The organism is Sphingobacterium sp. B16(2022) (genome assembly GCF_012030425.1).
Lineage (GTDB): Bacteria > Bacteroidota > Bacteroidia > Sphingobacteriales > Sphingobacteriaceae > Sphingobacterium > Sphingobacterium anhuiense.
Window position 1 is genome coordinate 727011 of the sequence record NZ_JAAUVN010000001.1, and the last position, 19999, is coordinate 747009.

The 19999-nt window shown below is 33.3% G+C and carries 21 protein-coding genes; 11 read left to right on the top strand and 10 right to left on the bottom strand.

The genetic code is table 11. The features are described 5' to 3' along the window. Positions 1-47: 47 nt before the first annotated feature. Together HCX49_RS03255 and HCX49_RS03260 are read left to right on the top strand one after the other, a co-directional pair. Positions 48-497 carry a nuclear transport factor 2 family protein gene (locus HCX49_RS03255; RefSeq protein ID WP_168126113.1) on the top strand — a complete coding sequence of 150 codons (450 nt, stop codon included), beginning with the start codon at positions 48-50 and terminating at the stop codon, positions 495-497. 218 nt (positions 498-715) lie between these two features. After that, complete coding sequence (locus tag HCX49_RS03260; RefSeq protein ID WP_168126114.1) at positions 716-1618, top strand: Rpn family recombination-promoting nuclease/putative transposase; 903 nt, start codon at positions 716-718, stop codon at positions 1616-1618. A gap of 280 nt (positions 1619-1898) precedes the next feature. Here the strand turns inward: HCX49_RS03260 and HCX49_RS03265 are convergent, their stop codons facing one another. After that, positions 1899-2459 carry a hypothetical protein gene (locus HCX49_RS03265; protein WP_132773319.1) on the bottom strand — a complete coding sequence of 187 codons (561 nt, stop codon included), beginning with the start codon at positions 2457-2459 and terminating at the stop codon, positions 1899-1901. Positions 2460-3238: 779 nt separating this feature from the next. Between HCX49_RS03265 and HCX49_RS03270 the strand changes: the two genes are divergently transcribed. Then, positions 3239-3688, top strand: coding sequence for a nuclear transport factor 2 family protein (locus HCX49_RS03270; protein WP_021190167.1), 450 nt, complete (start codon positions 3239-3241; stop codon positions 3686-3688). Positions 3689-3780: 92 nt separating this feature from the next. On the opposite strand, the gene HCX49_RS03275 is transcribed toward HCX49_RS03270, so the two are convergent. The 4 genes from HCX49_RS03275 to HCX49_RS25770 form a co-directional block, all read right to left on the bottom strand. After that, positions 3781-4749 carry a hypothetical protein gene (locus HCX49_RS03275; protein ID WP_206368194.1) on the bottom strand — a complete coding sequence of 323 codons (969 nt, stop codon included), beginning with the start codon at positions 4747-4749 and terminating at the stop codon, positions 3781-3783. A gap of 306 nt (positions 4750-5055) precedes the next feature. Beyond that, entirely contained in the window at positions 5056-5706 is a 651-nt protein-coding gene (locus tag HCX49_RS03280) for a DUF2310 family Zn-ribbon-containing protein (protein WP_168126116.1), read from the bottom strand. A gap of 238 nt (positions 5707-5944) precedes the next feature. Further along, positions 5945-6523, bottom strand: a complete 579-nt coding sequence (locus tag HCX49_RS03285) for a hypothetical protein (protein ID WP_021190178.1) — start codon at positions 6521-6523, stop codon at positions 5945-5947. Positions 6524-6535: 12 nt separating this feature from the next. Continuing rightward, entirely contained in the window at positions 6536-6613 is a 78-nt protein-coding gene (locus HCX49_RS25770; RefSeq protein ID WP_132773383.1) for a DUF1963 domain-containing protein, read from the bottom strand. A gap of 196 nt (positions 6614-6809) precedes the next feature. On the opposite strand from HCX49_RS25770, the gene HCX49_RS03295 reads away from it, so the two are divergent. The 7 genes from HCX49_RS03295 (at position 6810) to HCX49_RS03325 (ending at position 12629) form a co-directional block, all read left to right on the top strand. Further along, a complete protein-coding gene (locus tag HCX49_RS03295) occupies positions 6810-7259 on the top strand; it encodes a nuclear transport factor 2 family protein (RefSeq protein ID WP_168126117.1) in 450 nt (149 codons plus the stop codon). A 216-nt stretch (positions 7260-7475) separates the two neighbouring features. Next, positions 7476-8426: a hypothetical protein gene (locus HCX49_RS03300; RefSeq protein WP_168126118.1), complete on the top strand. Its 951-nt coding sequence runs from the start codon at positions 7476-7478 to the stop codon at positions 8424-8426. A 144-nt stretch (positions 8427-8570) separates the two neighbouring features. Then, complete coding sequence (locus tag HCX49_RS03305) at positions 8571-8777, top strand: heavy metal-binding domain-containing protein (RefSeq protein WP_132773327.1); 207 nt, start codon at positions 8571-8573, stop codon at positions 8775-8777. A gap of 102 nt (positions 8778-8879) precedes the next feature. Then, positions 8880-9512 carry a hypothetical protein gene (locus tag HCX49_RS03310; RefSeq protein ID WP_132773328.1) on the top strand — a complete coding sequence of 211 codons (633 nt, stop codon included), beginning with the start codon at positions 8880-8882 and terminating at the stop codon, positions 9510-9512. A gap of 74 nt (positions 9513-9586) precedes the next feature. After that, the gene (locus tag HCX49_RS03315; protein WP_168126120.1) at positions 9587-10597 is read left to right on the top strand and encodes a YhcG family protein; all 1011 of its coding nucleotides are present in this window, start codon (positions 9587-9589) and stop codon (positions 10595-10597) included. A 233-nt stretch (positions 10598-10830) separates the two neighbouring features. After that, on the top strand, positions 10831-11877 hold the full coding sequence (locus HCX49_RS03320; protein ID WP_168126121.1) for a hypothetical protein: 1047 nt from the start codon (positions 10831-10833) through the stop codon (positions 11875-11877). 188 nt (positions 11878-12065) lie between these two features. Beyond that, positions 12066-12629 carry a heavy metal-binding domain-containing protein gene (locus HCX49_RS03325; RefSeq protein WP_168126122.1) on the top strand — a complete coding sequence of 188 codons (564 nt, stop codon included), beginning with the start codon at positions 12066-12068 and terminating at the stop codon, positions 12627-12629. Positions 12630-12649: 20 nt separating this feature from the next. Here HCX49_RS03325 and HCX49_RS03330 read toward each other — a convergent pair whose 3' ends face one another. Both HCX49_RS03330 and HCX49_RS03335 read right to left on the bottom strand, forming a co-directional pair. Next, positions 12650-14707, bottom strand: a complete 2058-nt coding sequence (locus tag HCX49_RS03330) for a TlpA family protein disulfide reductase (RefSeq protein ID WP_168126123.1) — start codon at positions 14705-14707, stop codon at positions 12650-12652. 441 nt (positions 14708-15148) lie between these two features. Continuing rightward, on the bottom strand, positions 15149-16279 hold the full coding sequence (locus HCX49_RS03335) for a TlpA family protein disulfide reductase (RefSeq protein WP_168126124.1): 1131 nt from the start codon (positions 16277-16279) through the stop codon (positions 15149-15151). Positions 16280-16692: 413 nt separating this feature from the next. Between HCX49_RS03335 and HCX49_RS03340 the strand changes: the two genes are divergently transcribed. Beyond that, entirely contained in the window at positions 16693-17142 is a 450-nt protein-coding gene (locus tag HCX49_RS03340; RefSeq protein ID WP_168126125.1) for a nuclear transport factor 2 family protein, read from the top strand. 341 nt (positions 17143-17483) lie between these two features. On the opposite strand, the gene HCX49_RS03345 is transcribed toward HCX49_RS03340, so the two are convergent. The 3 genes from HCX49_RS03345 to HCX49_RS03355 all read right to left on the bottom strand — a co-directional run bounded on the left by HCX49_RS03345 (position 17484) and on the right by HCX49_RS03355 (position 19801). Then, the gene (locus HCX49_RS03345; RefSeq protein ID WP_168126126.1) at positions 17484-17915 is read right to left on the bottom strand and encodes a luciferase family protein; all 432 of its coding nucleotides are present in this window, start codon (positions 17913-17915) and stop codon (positions 17484-17486) included. A gap of 3 nt (positions 17916-17918) precedes the next feature. Further along, the gene (locus HCX49_RS03350) at positions 17919-18839 is read right to left on the bottom strand and encodes a hypothetical protein (protein ID WP_168126127.1); all 921 of its coding nucleotides are present in this window, start codon (positions 18837-18839) and stop codon (positions 17919-17921) included. A 194-nt stretch (positions 18840-19033) separates the two neighbouring features. Beyond that, a complete protein-coding gene (locus HCX49_RS03355) occupies positions 19034-19801 on the bottom strand; it encodes a DUF2310 family Zn-ribbon-containing protein (RefSeq protein ID WP_168126128.1) in 768 nt (255 codons plus the stop codon). Between the last annotated feature and the right edge of the window lie 198 nt (positions 19802-19999).

Below are 19999 nucleotides of genomic sequence, written 5' to 3' on the forward strand. Positions count from 1 at the left end.
TTGAATCAACAAATAAGATAAAACTAACAATATAACATAAAGACATTATGAAAACTTTAGCAAAAACATTCGCAGCAGCAGCCTTGATCGCAGTATCTACTTTCACTATGGCAGCAGGCAAACCAGCAGGAGAGAACTCTAAAAAAGCAGTAGTCAACTTATCCACAGCAGATCTAGCCATTGATCATTACGTTGCGGTTATGACAGAAGGACAATCGGCAGGAGTAGAGCAATTGTTTACGACAGACTTCAGCCAAAAAGTACAGGCAGTAGAAGATAAAACCAATAGCCGTTCTGAAGTTATTTCCTTCTTGAAAAAGCAAAAAGGAGAGCAGTTAAACTGTAAAACTAGCACCACCATCGTACAGGAATCTGCGGACTATATGATAGCAAAAGTAACGATGCAGTTTGAAGGATTTACTAAAACTGATCTAGTGACACTGGTAAATGACGAAGGTAACTGGAAAGTATCCCAATCGATCAATTCTTATAAGTAATCAAGTTTAATCATATAATAACTAGAAGCCACGTCGTAAGATGTGGCTTTTTTTTGTGTCCGGAAAGCAAGACTAGGTTAACAAGTTGATGCTTTTGTTGCCAGCTAGCCGACAACAAACGACTACTGTCGACTACAAACGTTTAATAACCGGCTAATAATTTTAGTTTTTCTGATGTTTGCTTAGCAACATTAATTATTTAAGTAAAGCATATTATTATGAAAAAGACAAAAAGTAACATGGGCAAGTATGTTGGTTTTAGTGGCGACTGGAGCTTTAAATTTTATTTTGGAAGAGAAGAAAATAAGCCGATTTTAATTGGATTTTTAAATGGACTCTTTAAGGGAGAGAAAGTTATTCAAGATCTTCATTATCGGCCAGTGGAGCAGGGGGGCGATGTTGAAAATGATCGGAAGGTCATTTTCGATCTCTATTGTACCGGTATTGATGGTGAGCATTTCATTATAGAGATGCAACAGCTTTATCAAGATTTTTTTAAAGACCGGACCGTTTTTTATACATCCAGGCTTATCAATAAACTTATACCCAAGGGCTATAAGGGAAATACATACGAACTTCCCGAAGTATATTTTATCGGTATCTTAGAGTTTGAGTTAGGAGAAACTGAACGCGGTAAGTATTTTTACGATGTTGCCCTTTGCGATAAGCAGAGTAATCTTGTTTTTTATGAAAAGCTTGGTTACAAGCTCTTAGTATTACCAAATTTTAATAAGAATGAGGCTGATATAAAGACAGATATGGATATGTGGCTATATCTATTGAAAAACATGAGCAAACTTGATAAAATACCGGATTTTTTGGATAAGCGGGTATTTGGTCTTATCTTTGACATAGGCGAAGTCGCAAAATTAACACCGGAGGATAAGATGGCATACGAAGCAAGTTTAAAACATAAGCGCGATGCAGAGAATACCTATTCTACTGCTCAGCGTATTGGACATGATCGAGGTTTAAAAGAAGGTTTAAAAGAAGGTATTGCCCAAGGCGAACACAAAAAAGCCATTGAGACAGCTTTGAATTTGAAAGAGATGGGTTTGTCTACTCAACAGATTGCCAAAGCTACAGGCCTTACCATCGACGAGATTGAAAAGCTGAAATAAATCAAATAGATCTTATAAAATAAACAAATAAAGCCATTCTGTCAAGAATGGCTTTATTTGTTTTATATCCTCCTTACGGCTTTACGTATTTTTTTAATCAAACCGATCACCACAAAAATCTCTTTTCAGCACCAGCTGTTATTGGAGTCAATGCTTTGAGTGCGATCCGGAGCGAGCTTCGTCTTGTTTGCTTCGCAGATCTCTTCGGGATTTTTCGGTGGGCGCTCACGCAATTATGAAAACAAATTCCAGTAGCTATATTGACTACTTTAAGTCACCCTTATTCTAGATAATTCTCCTTTTCCATTTCTTGTATCTCTTTTTCGATTTCATCATCGACAATGCTAGAAAGATTAGTTTTAACTTCTTTAATAGATTTGTATCTCCTTACGTCTTTATAAAATCGTGATATATAAATATCTTTTTCCCACTGTAGAAGATTAAAACTGAATGTAAAATAGTCTGAAGGTGATTTTATTACACAAGTCACCACGTAGTTGTCGCTACCTTTTTTATCAAAATATGTTTCGTGATAGGAAGAGTTCGTATCAATGTTCAGTTTATTGGCTTTAACTTTTAGTTCATTCCAAGCAACGGGTAATTCCAATTCCGAACCTTGTAGCATTCCTAAGACAAATTCAGCAGGACTATCTTTAAAACTAGAAAAATCTTCTTTTGGAAACAGACTTTTAAGTTTAAGCGCATACTTGAAATCTTCGATTTTTCCTCTTTGTATTAAAAATTCGGTGGTTCTTTTTCCAATATCTTCAATTTTGGTATTGATTTGTGATCGCAAAATGTTGTGCGTAAAAAGGGAGATGATAAGTAAAATTAATTTCATAAATATATTATAGTATTAAAAGTATTTTTCAATGGATAAGTACTCCCCATTGTTAGTACAATCATCATCAGTGGAACCATTAACAGTTAATATAGGAAAATCGTATATATAAGTCCCAGTGATTCAATTTTGAAAATAATCATTATCAAGTGCGATTGAAATCCCAATAAAGAATACTACTAAAAAAAAGTATAATTTGTTTAATTTCTTTTTTCTTAGTATTGCGTATAATCAAGTTTTAAAAATTTGTGATTTAAACACCATTTAAATGCCATATGTAGCTATTGTCTTTTGATAATCTTAACTTTAAACATTATAAGCATATAGGTTAACCGCATTAAGATACATATAAAAACCAAATATCTATCATGTAAAATAGTTGCGAATGCTTGAAAATCCATATACATCAAAAGGGCCTAATTCTCATTAGACCCTTTATCTTGGCGTTTAACTGCACAGTAATTTTTATGTTTCTTATCGTTTCCTCTTTTTTGTTTCGTCATCCAGATTGTTTTAAAGCAATTGGATTTATTTACTGTACTACGTCATTTATCGTTATCCACTTTCCTGCTGAAAGTATGTTTGTTATCGCTTTGTATAATAAGAACACCTGTCAAATAGAATAGTTCAAAAAAGTTTAAAATAATTTCACGTATCTATTTCCTTCATTCACCGAGTTTTTAGTTGGTTTAGTCTAATTGCCATAGGGTTGGGACGATTAACACCCTACTTTTGAATCAAAAAATAAGATAAAACTAACAATATAAGATAAAGACATTATGAAAACTTTAGCAAAAACATTCGCAGCAGCAGCCTTGATCGCAGTATCAACATTCACTATGGCAGCAGGCAAACCAGAGGTATCAAATCCTAAAAAAGCAGTAGTTAACGTATCCACAGCAGATTTGGCCATTGACCATTACGTTGCGGTTATGACAGAAGGACAATCGGCAGGAGTAGAGCAATTGTTTACAGCAGACTTCAGTCAAAAAGTTCAGGCATCAGAAGATAAAACCAATAGCCGTTCGGAAGTTATCTCCTTCTTGAAAAAACAAAAAGGAGAGCAATTAAACTGTAAAACCAGAACTACCATCGTACAGGAGTCAGCAGACTATATGATCGCCAAAGTAACGATGCAGTTTGAAGGTTTTACCAAAACAGATCTTGTGACTTTAGTCAATGACGGCGGTAATTGGAAAGTATCTCAATCGATCAATTCTTATAAGTAATCAAGTTTAATCCATATATTAACTAGAAGCCACCTCGTGAGATGTGGCTTTTTAGAATATCTGTTTTTGATATAAAGAGTGATTTCAATAAGTTATAATTTAATTTTAAATATAGGAGTTTGTACTTTTTTTAGTGGCCAATCCTTTTTTCTTGTAACCAATTCCTCCTTAAGCCCGTCAGAGGAGTAAGATGGTCTTGACTGCCTAACATATATCGGGACATTATAATTTGGGATCACATCCAATTCAGCATAACATTTTTTTGCCATGTCAACTATTGCTGTCCTGTTTTCCTCTGTACCTGCGATCTGACTAGCAATATAAGACTCAGGGCCATACAGTTGTTCATATATTTTTGAAGCTTCAAATATCGTGAATTTTGCACGCATCATAATCTGAACTAATACTGAGTATAAGCTATTATCTTGAGGAGATAATTCTATTTGTTGCAATATTTTGGGGATCTCCTCCCACATGATCAATTCTACCAATAGATCTTTTGTGTTATCACCAATAAATTTTAAATCGGACCACATTTGATCCACGTAACCAATGATTTCTTTTCTATTCTTATGTAAAAATTGTAATTGTCTATCGCTCCAATACTCTAAAGGTAAATCTGATCGATAAAAAGCACCGTATATTCCTGTTGATTTAAATCGACCAAGACTTCCACAATTTTGCATATAGTATTCTTGTGTCATCATACAGTAGTTAAATCTATCGCGATTGTTTAGCGAATTAAATGTTTTGGCTGAAAGATGGTGGCTCAATGCATAATAGCGATCCTTACTTAAGGTCTCATTTCCTGAGACCAATTCATCAATGTAATATTCTCGCAACAGAGTACTTACAATTGATTTTCTATCAATAATCGGTATATTTTTATATTTATACTGGTCCAACCTGTATACATAAGCCGGCAAATTATTTGTTACAAATTTCGTGGTATCCTTAAGTTTATATTGAGAAAAACAGAGTAAAGGACAACCCCAAAAAAGTAATATTGAAATGTATTTTAATAAGTTTTTAAGAAAAGGCGTATAATTGGTCAATATCATATGTAGCAAAGCTATTATAAGTCTATAATATTATATTTCATTTATTAAGATAATGAAATTAATGTCCTCATCCTATTTTTTAATACAATAATTTAGAAATCAATAATAAAGAGATTATTCATAATTGAGATTATAAATTGTATTGACGTGTTATAAAAACGCATGAAATTTAACGTATTTTATTGACGTGTTACAAAAACGTTAAAAAAGTAACATCAAAATGATTAGTTGTCCGGTCTGATTGATACATTTTAGCTGTCAATGAACTAGTATTATACAGTTTATGAAGAGCATGTCCTGGATTATTTATGTATTTGTAGATATTGTTGATATGATTCTACAATTATCACATTTGAAATCATAAAGATTATGTAATTGTGTTTTTAAGGTCCATTTTTTCTTACAATTTGGGCAGAGTCTATTTTTATCATCTCCACTATTTTTCTTGTAATTGTATAAATAATAAAATGTTGGAATTGTCGTTTGTTCTTCAATTTGTTTACATATATCCAAACCTTGCTTTGATAATGGTGATTTTGTTTCTTGCATCTGATTTAAAGACCAACGTTCTCCGACCTCACAATTCATTTGTAAGCTATCACAAGCTTGATAGTTTGTTTCCCAACTTAAAATTGGCATATAACCAAAGTCGTAAAATTTTGGTAGCTTATAAATTGGGACAGATTTGTTACATGTACCACACGTTAATGGAGAGTCAATCGAAATGTAGTTTGTGATAAGAATGTAAAATTCAGATTTACAACATATACAAGGTTTCTTATACTCTGAACTTGTTTTACCTATATTCTTAATTGAAATTGTCGATCCACTAAGTTTTTCAATTTTGTCTATTTGGTCTTGGACATATTTGTTATTATACTTTTTACTAAGTGATTTTTTTTCAAGTGTATATGGAAGACTTACAATTTTATTCTTTCGCAAAGAGCCTGTTGACAATGGTGATTTCTTATTTGTTCATTTTTTTTTATAAAAATTCGTTGGCTTGAATATACGGTTAAATACAAAACTAAATAGTATTAAAATTGGTAAAGCTAACCAAGCTGTAAATACTAATTCCAGTCCATTTTGTCCGCCATGACCATGGCACAATGTGTTTCCGCTTATAAACAAAGGTGTCAAACTTGATTGAATAAAAATATAATTAAATAGTATTAGACGTTTTTACAGAATGATTCTATTCGTCTATATCCTCATATATTAATTCATTTTTCAGTTTGCTTATCGTAATTTTTCTAAAAGTAGGAGTATAATTATTTTGTCCACTGGGTTTAAAATACTCCCTAACATAAGCATCTTCTGTTTCATAATTCTGTGTAATTTTTGGACCCCAATATTGATTTAATGAATTATAAGATACAATGTGATTAGAATCTTCGTTCGAATGGAAATTTTTGGAATTTATAATTTTCGAAATAGCTTTTTGTTTATCCAAATTAGAGATGTTAAGCGTAAATGTTTCATAACTCTCACCAATTGCAAACGATGAGTTATAGTTACTGATCTTAAATTCATCTACTAATGTTATCGCTTGTTCTTCAACAAGTTTGAGCGCATCAGATTTTGTAAAAAAATAATCACTAAAAAATAGATAACATGTAAATAATAGGCAAATAAAACCATAGGTAAATAGCAGATATCTTGCAAACCTTGGGTATCCCAGTTTTTTAGGTATTATATATATCAATAATCCCACGACAATTGGTGTACCTATGAAGATGAGAAATAAAATCAAAGGAAAAAGAAAATCATCCATAAAATTAAATGATTAACAACAATCCCAGTTGAACCAAGCTTTGTCAAATCGCTTATTTATAAAATCTTCAGGGTGAATTAGTGTTTGCATATTTTAATTCGTTATTAGTTTGGTAATCCTTTCCAATTTAACAAAAGAAATGATAGGTTACAACTTCACGTATCTATTTCCTTCATTCACCGAGTTTTTAGTTGGTTTAGTCTAATTGCCATCGGGTTGGGACGATTAACACCCTACTTTTGAATCAACAAATAAGATAAAACTAACAATATAAGATAAAGACATTATGAAAACTTTAGCAAAAACATTCGCAGCAGCAGCCTTGATCGCAGTATCTACATTCACTATGGCAGCAGGCAAACCAGAGGTATCAAATCCTAAAAAAGCAGTGGTCAATTTATCTACAGCAGATCTCGCCATTGATCATTATGTTGCGGTTATGACAGAGGGACAATCGGCAGGAGTAGAGCAGTTGTTTACAGCAGATTTTAGTCAAAAAGTACAAGCCTCTGAGGTGAAGACAAACAGCCGTTCAGAAGTTATCAGCTTTTTGAAAAAGCAAAAAGGTGAGCAGCTAAACTGTAAAACTAGTACCACCATCGTACAGGAGTCTGCAGACTATATGATCGCCAAAGTAACGATGCAGTTTGAAGGTTTTACCAAAACCGATCTCGTGACTTTAGTGAATGACGGCGGTAACTGGAAAATATCTCAATCGATCAACTCGTATAAGTAGATGAAGTTTAATCCATATGTTTAGTTAAAGCCACGTCATGAGATGTGGTTTTTCTTTTTTCAGCATTGATGCTATCTCGGGAAAAGAAACGCCAATCTTTTAAGATCCCCTTTGTCGATACACCCGTACTTCTACGGTCAAGAAAATAAACAAAAATGCTAATATATTTAGTTTTTATTTGTATCTTTATTTCTATTAACCAATTGATAGACCGTTATGAGTGTAGATTCAAGACGTTTAAAGCCAGCCAAGAAGAATGATGAGCTTTTGAAAGCCATTTTTGAGGACAATTTTCCTGATTTTTTACGGTTCATGTACCCAGATGCGGATGCTACCTTTGATCTCGGGCGTGGATTGACATTTATGGACAAAGAATTGTTGGAGATCATTCCCTATCGTGAGCGTAAAAAAGGGAAGCGTGTGGCAGACCTTCTGGTCAAGGTTTATTTAAAAGATGGAAGCGAGAAGTGGATTTTAGTGAATACCGAAATCGAAGGCGGACATGATTCCGATTTCTCACATCGTATCTTTCAGTATTTTTACAGGCTATTAGATCGTTACCGTGTTCCTGTGGAGACCATTGCTGTTTTTACTGGAGGACGTTCGCAGCCATGTACTGATGAATATCATTTTGCTGTTTTTCGCACGTCGTTACGCTTTCAGTACCTGAGCTATCAAATTTTTGATCATGACGAATCAGAGCTACTCGATATGGACAATATATTTGCTTATATTGTCTTGGCATGCCAGAAAGCTTTAGATGAAGATAAGGTTCCGGAGCAGGAGCTCGCAGAGCAGCGTAGTACAATCGCAAGAAGGCTCATCGAGACCAATAAGTATAGTAAAGATCGTATAATGAGCTTTTTAGTTTTTTTAAAGAGTTTTCTTTTTATACGAGATAAAGAAATAAATAGTAACTTTGATCAATACATTTATCAAGTGACAGGAGGCACAATCGAAATGGGTGTAATAGAAACAATCAAACGACAAGAAAGAGAAAAAGGAATCCAAGCTGGAATCGAAAAGGGAATTCAGTCTGGAATTGAAAAAGGCAAACGAGAAGAATCAATTGCCATTGCTTTAGAGTTCAAGAAAATGGGCTTACCTATTGCAGATATTGCAAAAGGTACAGGCCTTACCATCGACGAGATTGAAAAACTGAAATAAATCAAATAGAATATAAAAAAACGTATAAAGCCATTCTGTCAAGAATGGCTTTATACGTTTTATACCCTTTTTACGGCTTCCCGTATTTTTTAATCAAAGCGATGCTTTATTTTCGGGCTTTTAAAACAGTATTCATCATAGACCATGATCGTTACCAGTACCAATACCATCGAGGGGAGAGAAGTCCTGCGTTATTTTGATCCTATTTCAGCAACAGCTGTTATTGGAGCCAATGCTCTGAGTGAAATAGGAGCCAGCTTTGTCTTGTTTGCTTCGCAGATCCCTTCGGGATTCTTCGGTGGTCGCTCCCGCAATTATGAAAACAAAAGCAGGAGCTATATAAGAGCGTAGTAGAGTCTTTAAAGCAAAATGCACGTAGCTATAGGGCAGATGCCGTTATAGGCTTCAGCGTCAATATTGATGAGCTCTCGGGCAAAGGAACCCCAATCGTTTATGATCACCGCTATCGGTACACCTGTATTGCTCAATGAAATTAAACATATACAAGCAGAAGAAGTAGGTGGAGATATCGATGGATCTGTTATTAAGAACAAAGTCAAAGCAAGCTTGATCATAGAACGCTATACCGGTATCTATGCGATGACCAATGCTACAGCCGAATTTATAGCCAAATCTCGATTGACCGAATTTGTACCCTTGTTATTTAAAGCAATGAATGAAACAGGGGAGGATCAAGAATTCAAAGACCGTCAAGCCACGCTCTTCCGTGATTTTGATTTCCTGGACAAAGATCAAGCAATAGCCATACTCTATGGACAGTTGGTGTCGGATGATTTAACCGGTGCGCAGTTTAAGATCATTAGCAAAGCTATCAGCAGTTCCAATCTTATCGATTACGATCAGGCGGCGAAACTGTTAGCAGGATCTTTATTGGCAAAAAAGGCCGCATTGAAGGTACTTACCTTAGACAAAGACTGGTATTCCGCTCAAGATATTGCCTACCTACAGACTTTGAAAGGAGAGGGCTTGGTACAGCTATATACAGAAGTAGTTACCGTTAAAGAGTCAAAGGATTCTATTACTTTTTCAACATCAAAGAATGAGCTGGATATGGAATTAGAATGAAGTGATCTGGTACTGATTGTGACAGGTATTCCTTTAATTTGTATATTTGATAAACGCTTAGAAGTTTCAATACTATGCTCGTAAACCAAACGATTATAACCGACATCAAAACCATAATTGCACAATCAAAAGATAAAGCGATTCGTGCCGCAGATCATCAACGGACATTGATGTATTGGCATATAGGTAAACGTATTTTTGAAGAAGAACAAGATGGGAAAGAACGTGCTGATTATGGTACTTACCTTATCAAATATCTTTCGGAAAAATTACAGCCCGAATTTGGAACTGGTTTTTCAATAAGACAAATCAACTTGTATCGTCAGCTTTATCGGACATTTCCAATTGTGCACGCACTGCGTGCACAATTAAGCTGGACACAGTACAAATTGCTTTTAGGTGTTGACAGTGAGGAGAAAAGAGAGTTTTATATCGCTGAAACCATAAAAAATAATTGGACGTCAAGACAGTTGGAACGCCAAGTTTACAGCAATCTATACGAACGCCTTTTATTAAGTAATGATAAAGATAGTGTATTAGCAGTTGCTAAAAATGAAAAACTCCCATCGGATGCCAAAGAAATTATTAAAGACCCAATGTTTTTAGAATTTCTAGGTTTGAAACGTGAAACCTCTTACTATGAAAGAGATTTAGAAAATGCCATCATTACCCATTTACAAGAGTTTTTGTTAGAATTAGGAAATGGATTTTCATTCGTTTCCAGGCAAAAACGAATTCATTTGGATGGCGATGAGTTTTTTGTTGATTTGGTTTTTTATAACCGATTATTGCAGTGTTTTGTCATAATCGAAATCAAAACGCACAAACTAACCCATCAAGATATAGGTCAGTTGCAGATGTATGTCAATTATTACGACCGAATAGAAAAATTATCGCACGAAAATCCAACCATTGGTATCCTGCTGTGCGCTCATAAAAACGATACAGTTGTAAAATTCACATTACCCGAAGAGCAGAGGCAAATCATCGCCAGCCAATACAAACTTTACCTACCAACGGAAAAACAACTTTTGGAAGAAGTAAAAAAAGAATTGGATAGTTTTGAGGAGAAAGAGAATATTTGAAAATAAGTAATCACTAAGATTCTTTTTTATGAGTTTTAATGGTATGTTGGTATATTAAAGAAGTTCTAGCAATTGATGATATTTTTTAGAGATTTTGAATAGATGTACACAGATTTTCTATTTCGGGCTTTTAAAACAGTATTCATCATACAGCATGATCGTTACCAATACTATCTACCACATTGTTGAATTTGAAAATATAAATAAGATTACAATATAGAATTTTAAGGAATATGATGAAATCCACATTATTAGTAATAAAACTAGTTGTTTTATTATGTTTTTTTGGTTGTAAAAAATCGACAAATTCGGAGGAAAATGAAAGTCACGATCCTCAATATGATGTTTTTATTGCAGGAACGGAAACTAACGGTTCAAATACTTTTGTTCAATTATGGAAAAATGGTCAATATACTAATCTTACAGATGGGAAATCCGTTGCAACCGTGAGCGATATGTATGTATCGGGGAAAGATGTTTATTTAGTTGGTTATATATGGCGCAACAATAAAAATTTAGTGGCAGCCTTATGGAAAAATAATGAATTAATTGAATTAACAGATGGGAAATATTCTTCTCAGGCAAATTCAGTTTGGATAGATGGCAACGATATATATATCGTGGGATACGAAGGATCACCTAACGGAGATATTGCCAAATTATGGAAAAATGGCATTGCATCAAATCTGTTGGATAAGTCAAAAGAAGGACAAGCTAATTCCATTTTTATCAAACAGAATGATATATATGTAGGAGGTACATATTATGATATAGGCAATAGAGGTGGGTTTATATGGAAAAATGGTGTTGTGACAGATTTAGGTAAAGAAAACATATATGAATCAAATTCCATAAAAAAGATATTTGTAACTGACGGTGCTCTGTATGCTGTAGGATGGCGGGCTTTTGGTCAAGTTACATATGCAACTGTTTGGAAAGATGGTGTTGTGACACTATTTGACAAGGATAGAGAATCTAGTTTTGCAAGTTCAATTTATGTTAAGGGGGATGATGTATATGTCGTAGGACAATCTAGTGCCTCTGATAACAGTAAAGCAGTTCTATGGAAAAATGGCGTAAAGACAATCTTATCTCAGGATGATATGCAGGCAAGTGCAATAGATATTAAGGTTATCAATAATGATGTTTTTATTACAGGTTTTGAAATGCCTAAAAAAGGGACAATCAGTGTTATGTTATGGAAGAATAATACACCCTTTAAGATTTCCAATAGTAACAAATATGCCACAGGTAAAAGTATTTTTGTCTCAAAGAGATAACTTTAATTGAATAACTTGAATAACTTGAAAAACTGAAATAAATTAAATAGATCATAAAAATAACAAGTAAAGCCATTCTGTCAAGAATGGCTTTACTTGTTATTTATACCATCCTTACGGCTTCCCGTATTTTTTAATCAAACCGATGCTTTATTTTCGGGCTTTTAAAACAGTATTCATCATACACCATGATCGTTTCCAGTACCAATACCATCGAGGGGAGAGAAGTCTTGCGTTATTTTGATCCCATTTCAGCAACAGCTGTTATTGGAGCCAATGCTCTGAGTGAAATAGGAGCCAGCTTCGTAGACCTCTTCGGTGGGCGCTCCCGCAATTATGAAAACAAATTACAGGAGCTATATAAGAGCGTAGTGGAGTCTTTAAAGCAAAATGCCCGTAGGTATCGGGCAGATGCCGTTATAGGCTTCAGCGTTAATATTGATGAGCTCTCGGGCAAAGGAACGCAGATGTTTATGATCACCGCTATCGGTACACCTGTATTGCTCAATGAAATTAAACATATACAAGCAGAAGCAGTAGGTGGAGATATCGATGGTTCAGTTATTAAGAACAAAGTCAAAGCAAGCTTGATCATAGAACGCTATATCGGTATCTATACCATGGACAATGCTACAGCCGAGTTTATAGCCACATCCCGATTGACCGAATTTGTTCCCTTGCTATTCAAAGCGATGAATGAAACAGGGGAGGATCAAGTATTCAAAGACCGTCAAGCCACGCTCTATGTATAGTTGATAATTGGCACTGTTGATTATTCCAATAAAAGTTTATCAATTTCTTTTGTCAATCTTTCTTTCTCACTAGGTCTAGGGGCTTTCATATTAACAAATTCACCATTCTTGTTTAATAATAGGTACGAAGGAAAAGCATTGATCCCAAGTCTTGTTTCTATACTTCGTTGCTGCTCTTCATCTAGATTGTAGTGAATGACATTTTTTCCTTCTAGATCTTTTCTTTTTATAAAATTTTTCCAAGCATCCTTTGGTGTTCTATTCGCAAAATATATAAACACCACATCTTTGCCTTCTAACGCTTTCTTTAAAGCAGGTACATATTCCATTTCAGCAACACAAGGACTGCACCATGTTCCCCAAAAATCTATGTACACGACTTTGCCTTTGTGGGGAGTTAGAATTTCTGCCAGCAGTTTATCTGCATCTTTAGAAGATTTGAGATGTTCAGTTCTTCTTAAATTGTCTTCATATTGCATCGAACTCTTCGACAATTTTAATAAACTATTATTTGATGCCTTTATTTCACCTACAAAGTATGAATTGTTTATAGGTTCTGTTATTTCACTAATTGTTTGTTCATCAAGAGGAACAGGTTCAGATTTTAAAAACTTCAAAATGTTTTCAGTATGAAATATATCGCGTAGTTCTGGAGAAAGATTTGCTGAAAAATATTGCAACGGGTTTATTACGCGTAAGCACAGAGAGCTACGTTGTGCAATTAGATCTTGGTACTGCTTATCAATCAAATTATACTGATGGCGAATTGTACTGTCTTTTTTCAATAAGTCTTCAATAAGTAATTTGTTCTTTTTATTTGACTCCCGATCCGATATTAAATGTGAGTACTGCACTACCTCGGGTGTAACGTTTATTTTCTTATTTATAATTAAATAATCAATAACATCAGTATAATAAATAAGCTTATTAGATGTGGAGTCCATTTCCTTTTTATAACTGATATAATCTCTCAAGAATGTAGCATTATCCTGTAAAAGGCTTGTCGGTTTAAGTTTATCATAAAAATTATCTGTTACTGTCTGCATATACAATTCAGAAAAATGCTCTTTCTTATTGCGATCTAGAGAAAATTTCTTTTGCATTAATTTAGATGCAATTTGAAAGTCAGTATTTTTATCAATATAGTATTTTGTTCTATCGGATAGTGTCGTGTAGTTATTTAGAAATAAGGAATTAATGTATTTTAAACTATCTAATTCTTTCATTTTATAGCTAAGAAAGTCATCTCCACGCAGAGCCTGTTCCTGATTGTATTTTGCTCTCGCCACGTCAGCAGTCATTGATTTATATAATTTGTCGAAAATAAAATCATCGTATCTTGCCAATTCATTTTGAACACGTACATCTGTTCCTGCAAAAAACAGTTGTTTGCTGTCTAAATCATTGAACAGGCTATACTTTTTGCCCGGCTCTAGTACTGTTCTAATAAAACTTGTTGGTGTCAACAACATATAAACCTGAGTCGTATTTATCATAGGAATTTTCACTGAAAAGCGTCCCAGACTATCTACATCCGCAAAGTAATTATCATTTTCATCTTTGAGCCAATTATGAATACTAATTTTGACAGGAGCATTTGATGTGCTATTTCTAAGATAACCAGTCACAGTTGTGGTATCTACTCCCTTGAATTCCGAATCATAGAATAAGCGATGATCCACGGTGGGGTCATTTTTCAAGAACTTATCTATTCGTAATAGTTTAGATTTGTTTTTTCCTGTTTTTAAAAACAGTTCATCTTTTTGAACAGTCCCTGTTAGTACAATTTCTTTATTATTCTGTGAAATTAGATGTATTTTAATGGCATTTTTCTCCTTACTAACACTTTTATAATCGAAAAAATCACCATTAATTATCGCAAAGTCTTCAAAAAAACCATATTCCCAACTATTAGTTTTGGGATTGTACCAATTTCCATACAGATTGGATAGGGCTTTATTTTTTTCTTCTTTATTACTGGAATCAAATTTTGAAAATCCATGATTATCTTTTTTTATTTGCGCAGAAGATATAACAAAGGCCAGTGCAAGGCAAAATGTTAGTATTAATTTTTGCATGAAAATATATGTATGTTTCAATTCGTAATTGATTTTTGGTTTTATAATTGTAATCTAAAGTTATATTAATAAATTATAATTATCAAGTGGTGTTTTAAGGCAATCGATTGTTTAATTTTTAGTAATGAGATTAAATTGATCAATTTTTTGTTGTTGAATTCTTATGTAATAGAAGAATGAGTTCTTATTTTTTAGCTATTTTAAATGTCCAAGATTTAGCTTGTGAAATATGAAACGGAAGGATAAAATTTTAAATTTCTCATTTTTAAATGTAGATCTTACGTGGTTAAAAATCAATTTAATCATAAATTGTTCTCCTTACGGCTTCCCGTATTTTCTAATCAAACCGATCATTTATTTTTGACCTTTGAAAACAGTATTCATCATAAACCATGATTGTTACTAGAACTGTCCAAGACGAGATTGTTGAGTTATTGTTATTTACTTCGTTAAAAGTTTTTCTAAGGTTGCCATCAATTGCTCTCCTTTCAGTCCTTTTGCAACAATGACACCATTTGGATCTAGTAAGTAGTTTTCAGGAATAGCAGTAATTAAAAATCTCTTAGCAACTTCATTATTAAATCCTTTTAGATCAGAAAGCTGAGTCCAGGTTAAACCATCATCATGAATTGCTTTTAACCAAGATTTTCTCTCCTTATCAAGCGAAACTCCCACAATTTCGAAACCTTTTGACTTAAATGTCTCATACGCTTTAATCAAATAGGGGTTTTCTGCTCGACATGGCCCACACCAAGATGCCCAGAAGTCGACGAAGACGTACTTGCCACGAAAACTAGACAATTTTATGAAGTTCGATGCGGTATCCGGCTGCTCAAAATCTGGTAGTACCTGACCGATCTGACTCATTTCGTTACCGGAGATTTTAGAATAGATTTCTTTCCCTAAATAGGTCGAAGTAAGTGATTCAGGATAACTCGAGATCCATTTCTTTACTTGTTGAATTTCAAAAATTTTAGTTATTAATTTTTTATTAATCAAATATAATCCATAATAGTTTTTAGGTTCTCTTACAATAAAAGTATTTGTAATGCTATCATAAACCGCTAATGATTCATCATTGTTTAATTCAGATCCCTTTTGTTTCTTACGAGAATCTAGCGCCTCGGACCATTTCTTTTTATAAATTTTATCAAGACTATCTAAGACCGAATTTCTAAGTTCATAGCGGTCCGATCTTGAAGCCAGTCCATGTAAACCTTTTATTAACCATCCGCTGTTACCTTTTAATAATATCGTTTTGCCTGGCTCTACCCAAAAAGAATAGACAATAAAATCTCCTATGATTCTATCGTTGTAAATATTGGGCACGCTTAAGGAAAAAATTGTTGGTTCATGAATTGTAGCCTGATATATAAAACTGCTATTTTTATCCAGTGTTATTGTATCATGCATTATTTTATTGCCATTTGCATATCTTATAAAGTAGGTTGCATTAGGTACGGTATCGATGACAGCTTTTAATACAAACTGATCTTTTGACTGCGCAGACAAATTTGTAATACCTGAAAAGATAAACGTTAAGAGGAGAGAAATTCGAATAGCTTTTATCATTTATTTGTGGTTTAAAATTAGGGTAAATTGACCAAAAAGGGTGACTGTCAGTAATTTTACGTTTAATTCTATTTGAAGTTAATAATTTTGATTGATATATTTCATTTTTAAGCTATCATTTAGGTCGAAAAGTTTATTTATTGTTAAATATTATAAAAGCATTAATTCTGAAAATAAACATTCAGACATATTGAGCCGGCTCATACTGAGTATTTGTCATAAACTGCTAACATAATCTACAAAAATTGAATAGCAAGGTAGTTTGTTTAGGACCGTCACAACTTCACCTATCCATTTCCTTCGTTCACCGAGTTTTTAGTTGGTTTAGTCTAATTGTCATAGGGTAGAGACGATTTACATCCTACTTTTGAATTAACAATTAAAAAAAACTAACAATATAACATAAAGACATTATGAACACTATAGCAAAAACATTCGCAGCAGCAGCCTTGATCGCAGTATCTACATTCAGTATGGCAGCAGGCAAGTCAGAGGTATCAAACCCTAAAAAAGCAGTAGTTAATCTATCCACAGCAGATTTAGCTATTGATCATTACGTTGCGGTTATGACAGAAGGACAATCGGCAGGAGTAGAGCAGTTGTTTACAGCAGATTTTAGTCAAAAAGTACAAGCATCGGAAGATAAAACTAACAGCCGTTCGGAAGTTATTTCATTCTTGAAGAAACAAAAAGGTGAGCAGTTAAACTGTAAAACAAGTACCACCATCGTACAGGAGTCTGGTGACTACATGTTAGCCAAAGTAACGATGCAATTTGAAGGCTTTACCAAAACCGATCTCGTGACTTTACTCAATGACGGTGGAAGCTGGAAAGTATCCCAATCGATCAACTCCTACAAGTAATTTACTGTTTAATCATATGTTTAGTTAAGGCCACGTCGTGAGATGTGGCTTTTCTTTTTTATCGCCATTGATTCGAGTTGATAAATATTCTACATATAAAGAAATAAGTATATTTTTACTGATCAGTAAATTTAAACAGTATTTCTATGTTAGGTTTAATCGCATCCTTTCTTTCTATCGGTCTTGGATTTATGTTAAAGTATTCATCTCAAGATGGCTACAGTGAAATGAGGAAATATTGGCTATTTTTTGTGGCATCTGGTATTTTAACAATAATTTATAAAAGCTTTAAGCATTTTGGTTAATCGAATATTTTAGTGGATATTCTTTTGGTTTTAATATTATGTAGATTTAAATATTGAGGCTTTTTTTTCATAAGCCAATAAAAGCAATCCCATTGCGTACTTACAGTCCTGTTCATTTGTAATGTAAAAACTGATCCAGCCTGAATTTTTAAAAACATGATGATTTTGTATTTTACCATCCTTGAGCAGCTGTTGTTTAATAGTTTTATTTAAGCGGATGTCTAATAATCCATTACTATGCAAATGCCCAAATTCTTTATCCAAGTAATTAAACTGAGTTCCACCATATTTATGAACAGTAATACTGGTGTTCGGATATTTTGAAATCGTTTCTTCGATATCATCAAGCCAGTCCAACAGTTGTGGTTTTGTAGCAAAGAACCAAAGTCTAATGAGGCTATCATATAAAATTGCTATCAGAGGGATAGACTTTAAGAAGCCAAGGTATTTCACGACAAATGAAAACATAAGTTATGATTCACTTAAAACCTTAACATGCTCCATTACCCTAAAATGAACATTTCTTGTAATACTTTCAGCCCATAAATCATAATACCAAGTAGGAAACACGTGGAGTTTATACCAGCTGTTTCCTGTTAATGTTGTGGTGCCGTCACCATTATCGTGTAATAAAAATTGACCTTTTGTGATATCAATATGTCCCATAATCTCAGGATCTTTAGGTTGATCAATAATGTCAAATGTCAAGTTTTTATTGATATCAAATTCAACAATAGTTTCATCAAAGATGTAGCCGTTGCTAAAAATACATTTACGATTTGCACCAAGCTTCCTGTCACTTACTGTAGTCGCCATAGGACTAGGCATACCAATTTTGAAAAGCCAATAATTTTCTTTGTTTTCAATCTTATCAAATGCCACTATGTGTTGCCAAATTTCTTCCGGGGTCGCATTGATTACTATTTTATCTGAAACCATATTTTCATGATCGTGGTCAGAAATAGAATCTACAATAAAAATGAGAATTAAGATACTAATTAGACTCACATTCAGTTTTTGATTGTTTCTTTTAAACATTGCTCTGCCTATGAAGGCCCCTGAAATGATAAACCCAAAGATCAGTGGAGATACTATCAGTAAGCAGATTACTCCTTCATTTAAAAAAAAATAACTTAAAGCGATAGCAATTATGCCACTTATTATAGAATATCCTGTTATCTGTTTACCCTTTAAATTCAGATTTTTCCAATACCAGGTTGAGATTATGCCCATGAGCATCGGTATGATTACAAATTCCGAAAAGATAAGTATTCCTGCATCTTCATGACCAAAAGCGCTTTGTAGTCCGATAACTGTCATGGCAAATAAATTTGCTAACAAAATACCTGAAGCTATTTTTGACTGAATTAATTTTGAAATGATATTTGTCACTGAGTTTTTATAGTTAAAATAAGCTTTATTCTTTAGATCTTATCAGTTTAAAACACTGAATGCTTAAATTTACATAAATTTTCAATATACCTAGAGAGTCATCATAAATTTTAAAGTTAACTTATGTCTCTTGTCTTGCTGTATTTTAAACACTCCAGTGATTTACATATTATAAAGAGGATGTCTAGGGTCATTTATGTATTTGTAGATATTGTTGATATGATTCTACAATTATCACATTTGAAATCATAAAGATTATGTAATTGTGTTTTTAAGGTCCATTTTTTCTTACAATTTGGGCAGAGTCTATTTTTATCATCTCCACTATTTTTCCTGTAATTGTATAAATAATAAAATGTTGGAATTGTCGTTTGTTCTTCAATTTGTTTACATATATCCAAACCTTGCTTTGATAATGGTGATTTTGTTTCTTGCATCTGATTTAAAGACCAACGTTCTCCGACCTCACAATTCATTTGTAAGCTATCACAAGCTTGATAGTTTGTTTCCCAACTTAAAATTGGCATATAACCAAAGTCGTAAAATTTTGGTAGCTTATAAAGTGGGACAGATTTGTTACATGTACCACACGTTAATGGAGAGTCAATCGAAATGTAGTTTGTGATAAGAATGTAAAATTCAGATTTACAACATATACAAGGTTTCTTATACTCTGAACTTGTTTTACCTAAATTCTTAATTGAAATTCTCGATCCACTAAGTTTTTCAATTTTATCTATTTGGCCTTTGACATATTTGTTATTATACTTTTTACTAAGGGAATTTTTTTCAAGTGTATATGGAAGACTTACTATTTTATTTTTTTTGATGTACTGACTTTCAATTTTTCCTTGCGTTTGACCATTTCCTCTATAAAAGGATAAGAGTAAATTGAACTCATCGTAAATTTTGTCTTTATTTACTTTTGTTTTTATAATAAATGAAATCTTTTTTATAAACATTGTTTTTTGGGTTAAACTTATAATTGACTAACATTCCAGCGTACAAGCGATTTAGGAGGAGAAAGCTACTTATCAATATCGAAATTGAATAAAAGCAGAAAATTTTTTTAGCAATCAATAGGCTCTTTTGCAAAAAGCCAGTTAATAGTCGTGATTTCTTATTTGTTCATTTTTTTTGTGTAAAAATTCGTTGGCTTG

Excerpts from the sequence above, each read along its gene's own strand:
- HCX49_RS03255 (WP_168126113.1), top strand. The coding sequence starts at position 48 with ATGAAAACTTTAGCAAAAACATTCGCAGCAGCAGCCTTGATCGCAGTA.
- HCX49_RS03260 (WP_168126114.1), top strand. The coding sequence starts at position 716 with ATGAAAAAGACAAAAAGTAACATGGGCAAGTATGTTGGTTTTAGTGGC.
- HCX49_RS03265 (WP_132773319.1), bottom strand. The coding sequence starts at position 2,459 with ATGAAATTAATTTTACTTATCATCTCCCTTTTTACGCACAACATTTTG.
- HCX49_RS03270 (WP_021190167.1), top strand. The coding sequence starts at position 3,239 with ATGAAAACTTTAGCAAAAACATTCGCAGCAGCAGCCTTGATCGCAGTA.
- HCX49_RS03275 (WP_206368194.1), bottom strand. The coding sequence starts at position 4,749 with ATGATATTGACCAATTATACGCCTTTTCTTAAAAACTTATTAAAATAC.
- HCX49_RS03285 (WP_021190178.1), bottom strand. The coding sequence starts at position 6,523 with ATGGATGATTTTCTTTTTCCTTTGATTTTATTTCTCATCTTCATAGGT.
- HCX49_RS25770 (WP_132773383.1), bottom strand. The coding sequence starts at position 6,613 with ATGCAAACACTAATTCACCCTGAAGATTTTATAAATAAGCGATTTGAC.
- HCX49_RS03295 (WP_168126117.1), top strand. The coding sequence starts at position 6,810 with ATGAAAACTTTAGCAAAAACATTCGCAGCAGCAGCCTTGATCGCAGTA.
- HCX49_RS03300 (WP_168126118.1), top strand. The coding sequence starts at position 7,476 with ATGAGTGTAGATTCAAGACGTTTAAAGCCAGCCAAGAAGAATGATGAG.
- HCX49_RS03305 (WP_132773327.1), top strand. The coding sequence starts at position 8,571 with ATGATCGTTACCAGTACCAATACCATCGAGGGGAGAGAAGTCCTGCGT.
- HCX49_RS03310 (WP_132773328.1), top strand. The coding sequence starts at position 8,880 with ATGATCACCGCTATCGGTACACCTGTATTGCTCAATGAAATTAAACAT.
- HCX49_RS03315 (WP_168126120.1), top strand. The coding sequence starts at position 9,587 with ATGCTCGTAAACCAAACGATTATAACCGACATCAAAACCATAATTGCA.
- HCX49_RS03320 (WP_168126121.1), top strand. The coding sequence starts at position 10,831 with ATGATGAAATCCACATTATTAGTAATAAAACTAGTTGTTTTATTATGT.
- HCX49_RS03325 (WP_168126122.1), top strand. The coding sequence starts at position 12,066 with ATGATCGTTTCCAGTACCAATACCATCGAGGGGAGAGAAGTCTTGCGT.
- HCX49_RS03330 (WP_168126123.1), bottom strand. The coding sequence starts at position 14,707 with ATGCAAAAATTAATACTAACATTTTGCCTTGCACTGGCCTTTGTTATA.
- HCX49_RS03335 (WP_168126124.1), bottom strand. The coding sequence starts at position 16,279 with ATGATAAAAGCTATTCGAATTTCTCTCCTCTTAACGTTTATCTTTTCA.
- HCX49_RS03340 (WP_168126125.1), top strand. The coding sequence starts at position 16,693 with ATGAACACTATAGCAAAAACATTCGCAGCAGCAGCCTTGATCGCAGTA.
- HCX49_RS03345 (WP_168126126.1), bottom strand. The coding sequence starts at position 17,915 with ATGTTTTCATTTGTCGTGAAATACCTTGGCTTCTTAAAGTCTATCCCT.
- HCX49_RS03355 (WP_168126128.1), bottom strand. The coding sequence starts at position 19,801 with ATGTTTATAAAAAAGATTTCATTTATTATAAAAACAAAAGTAAATAAA.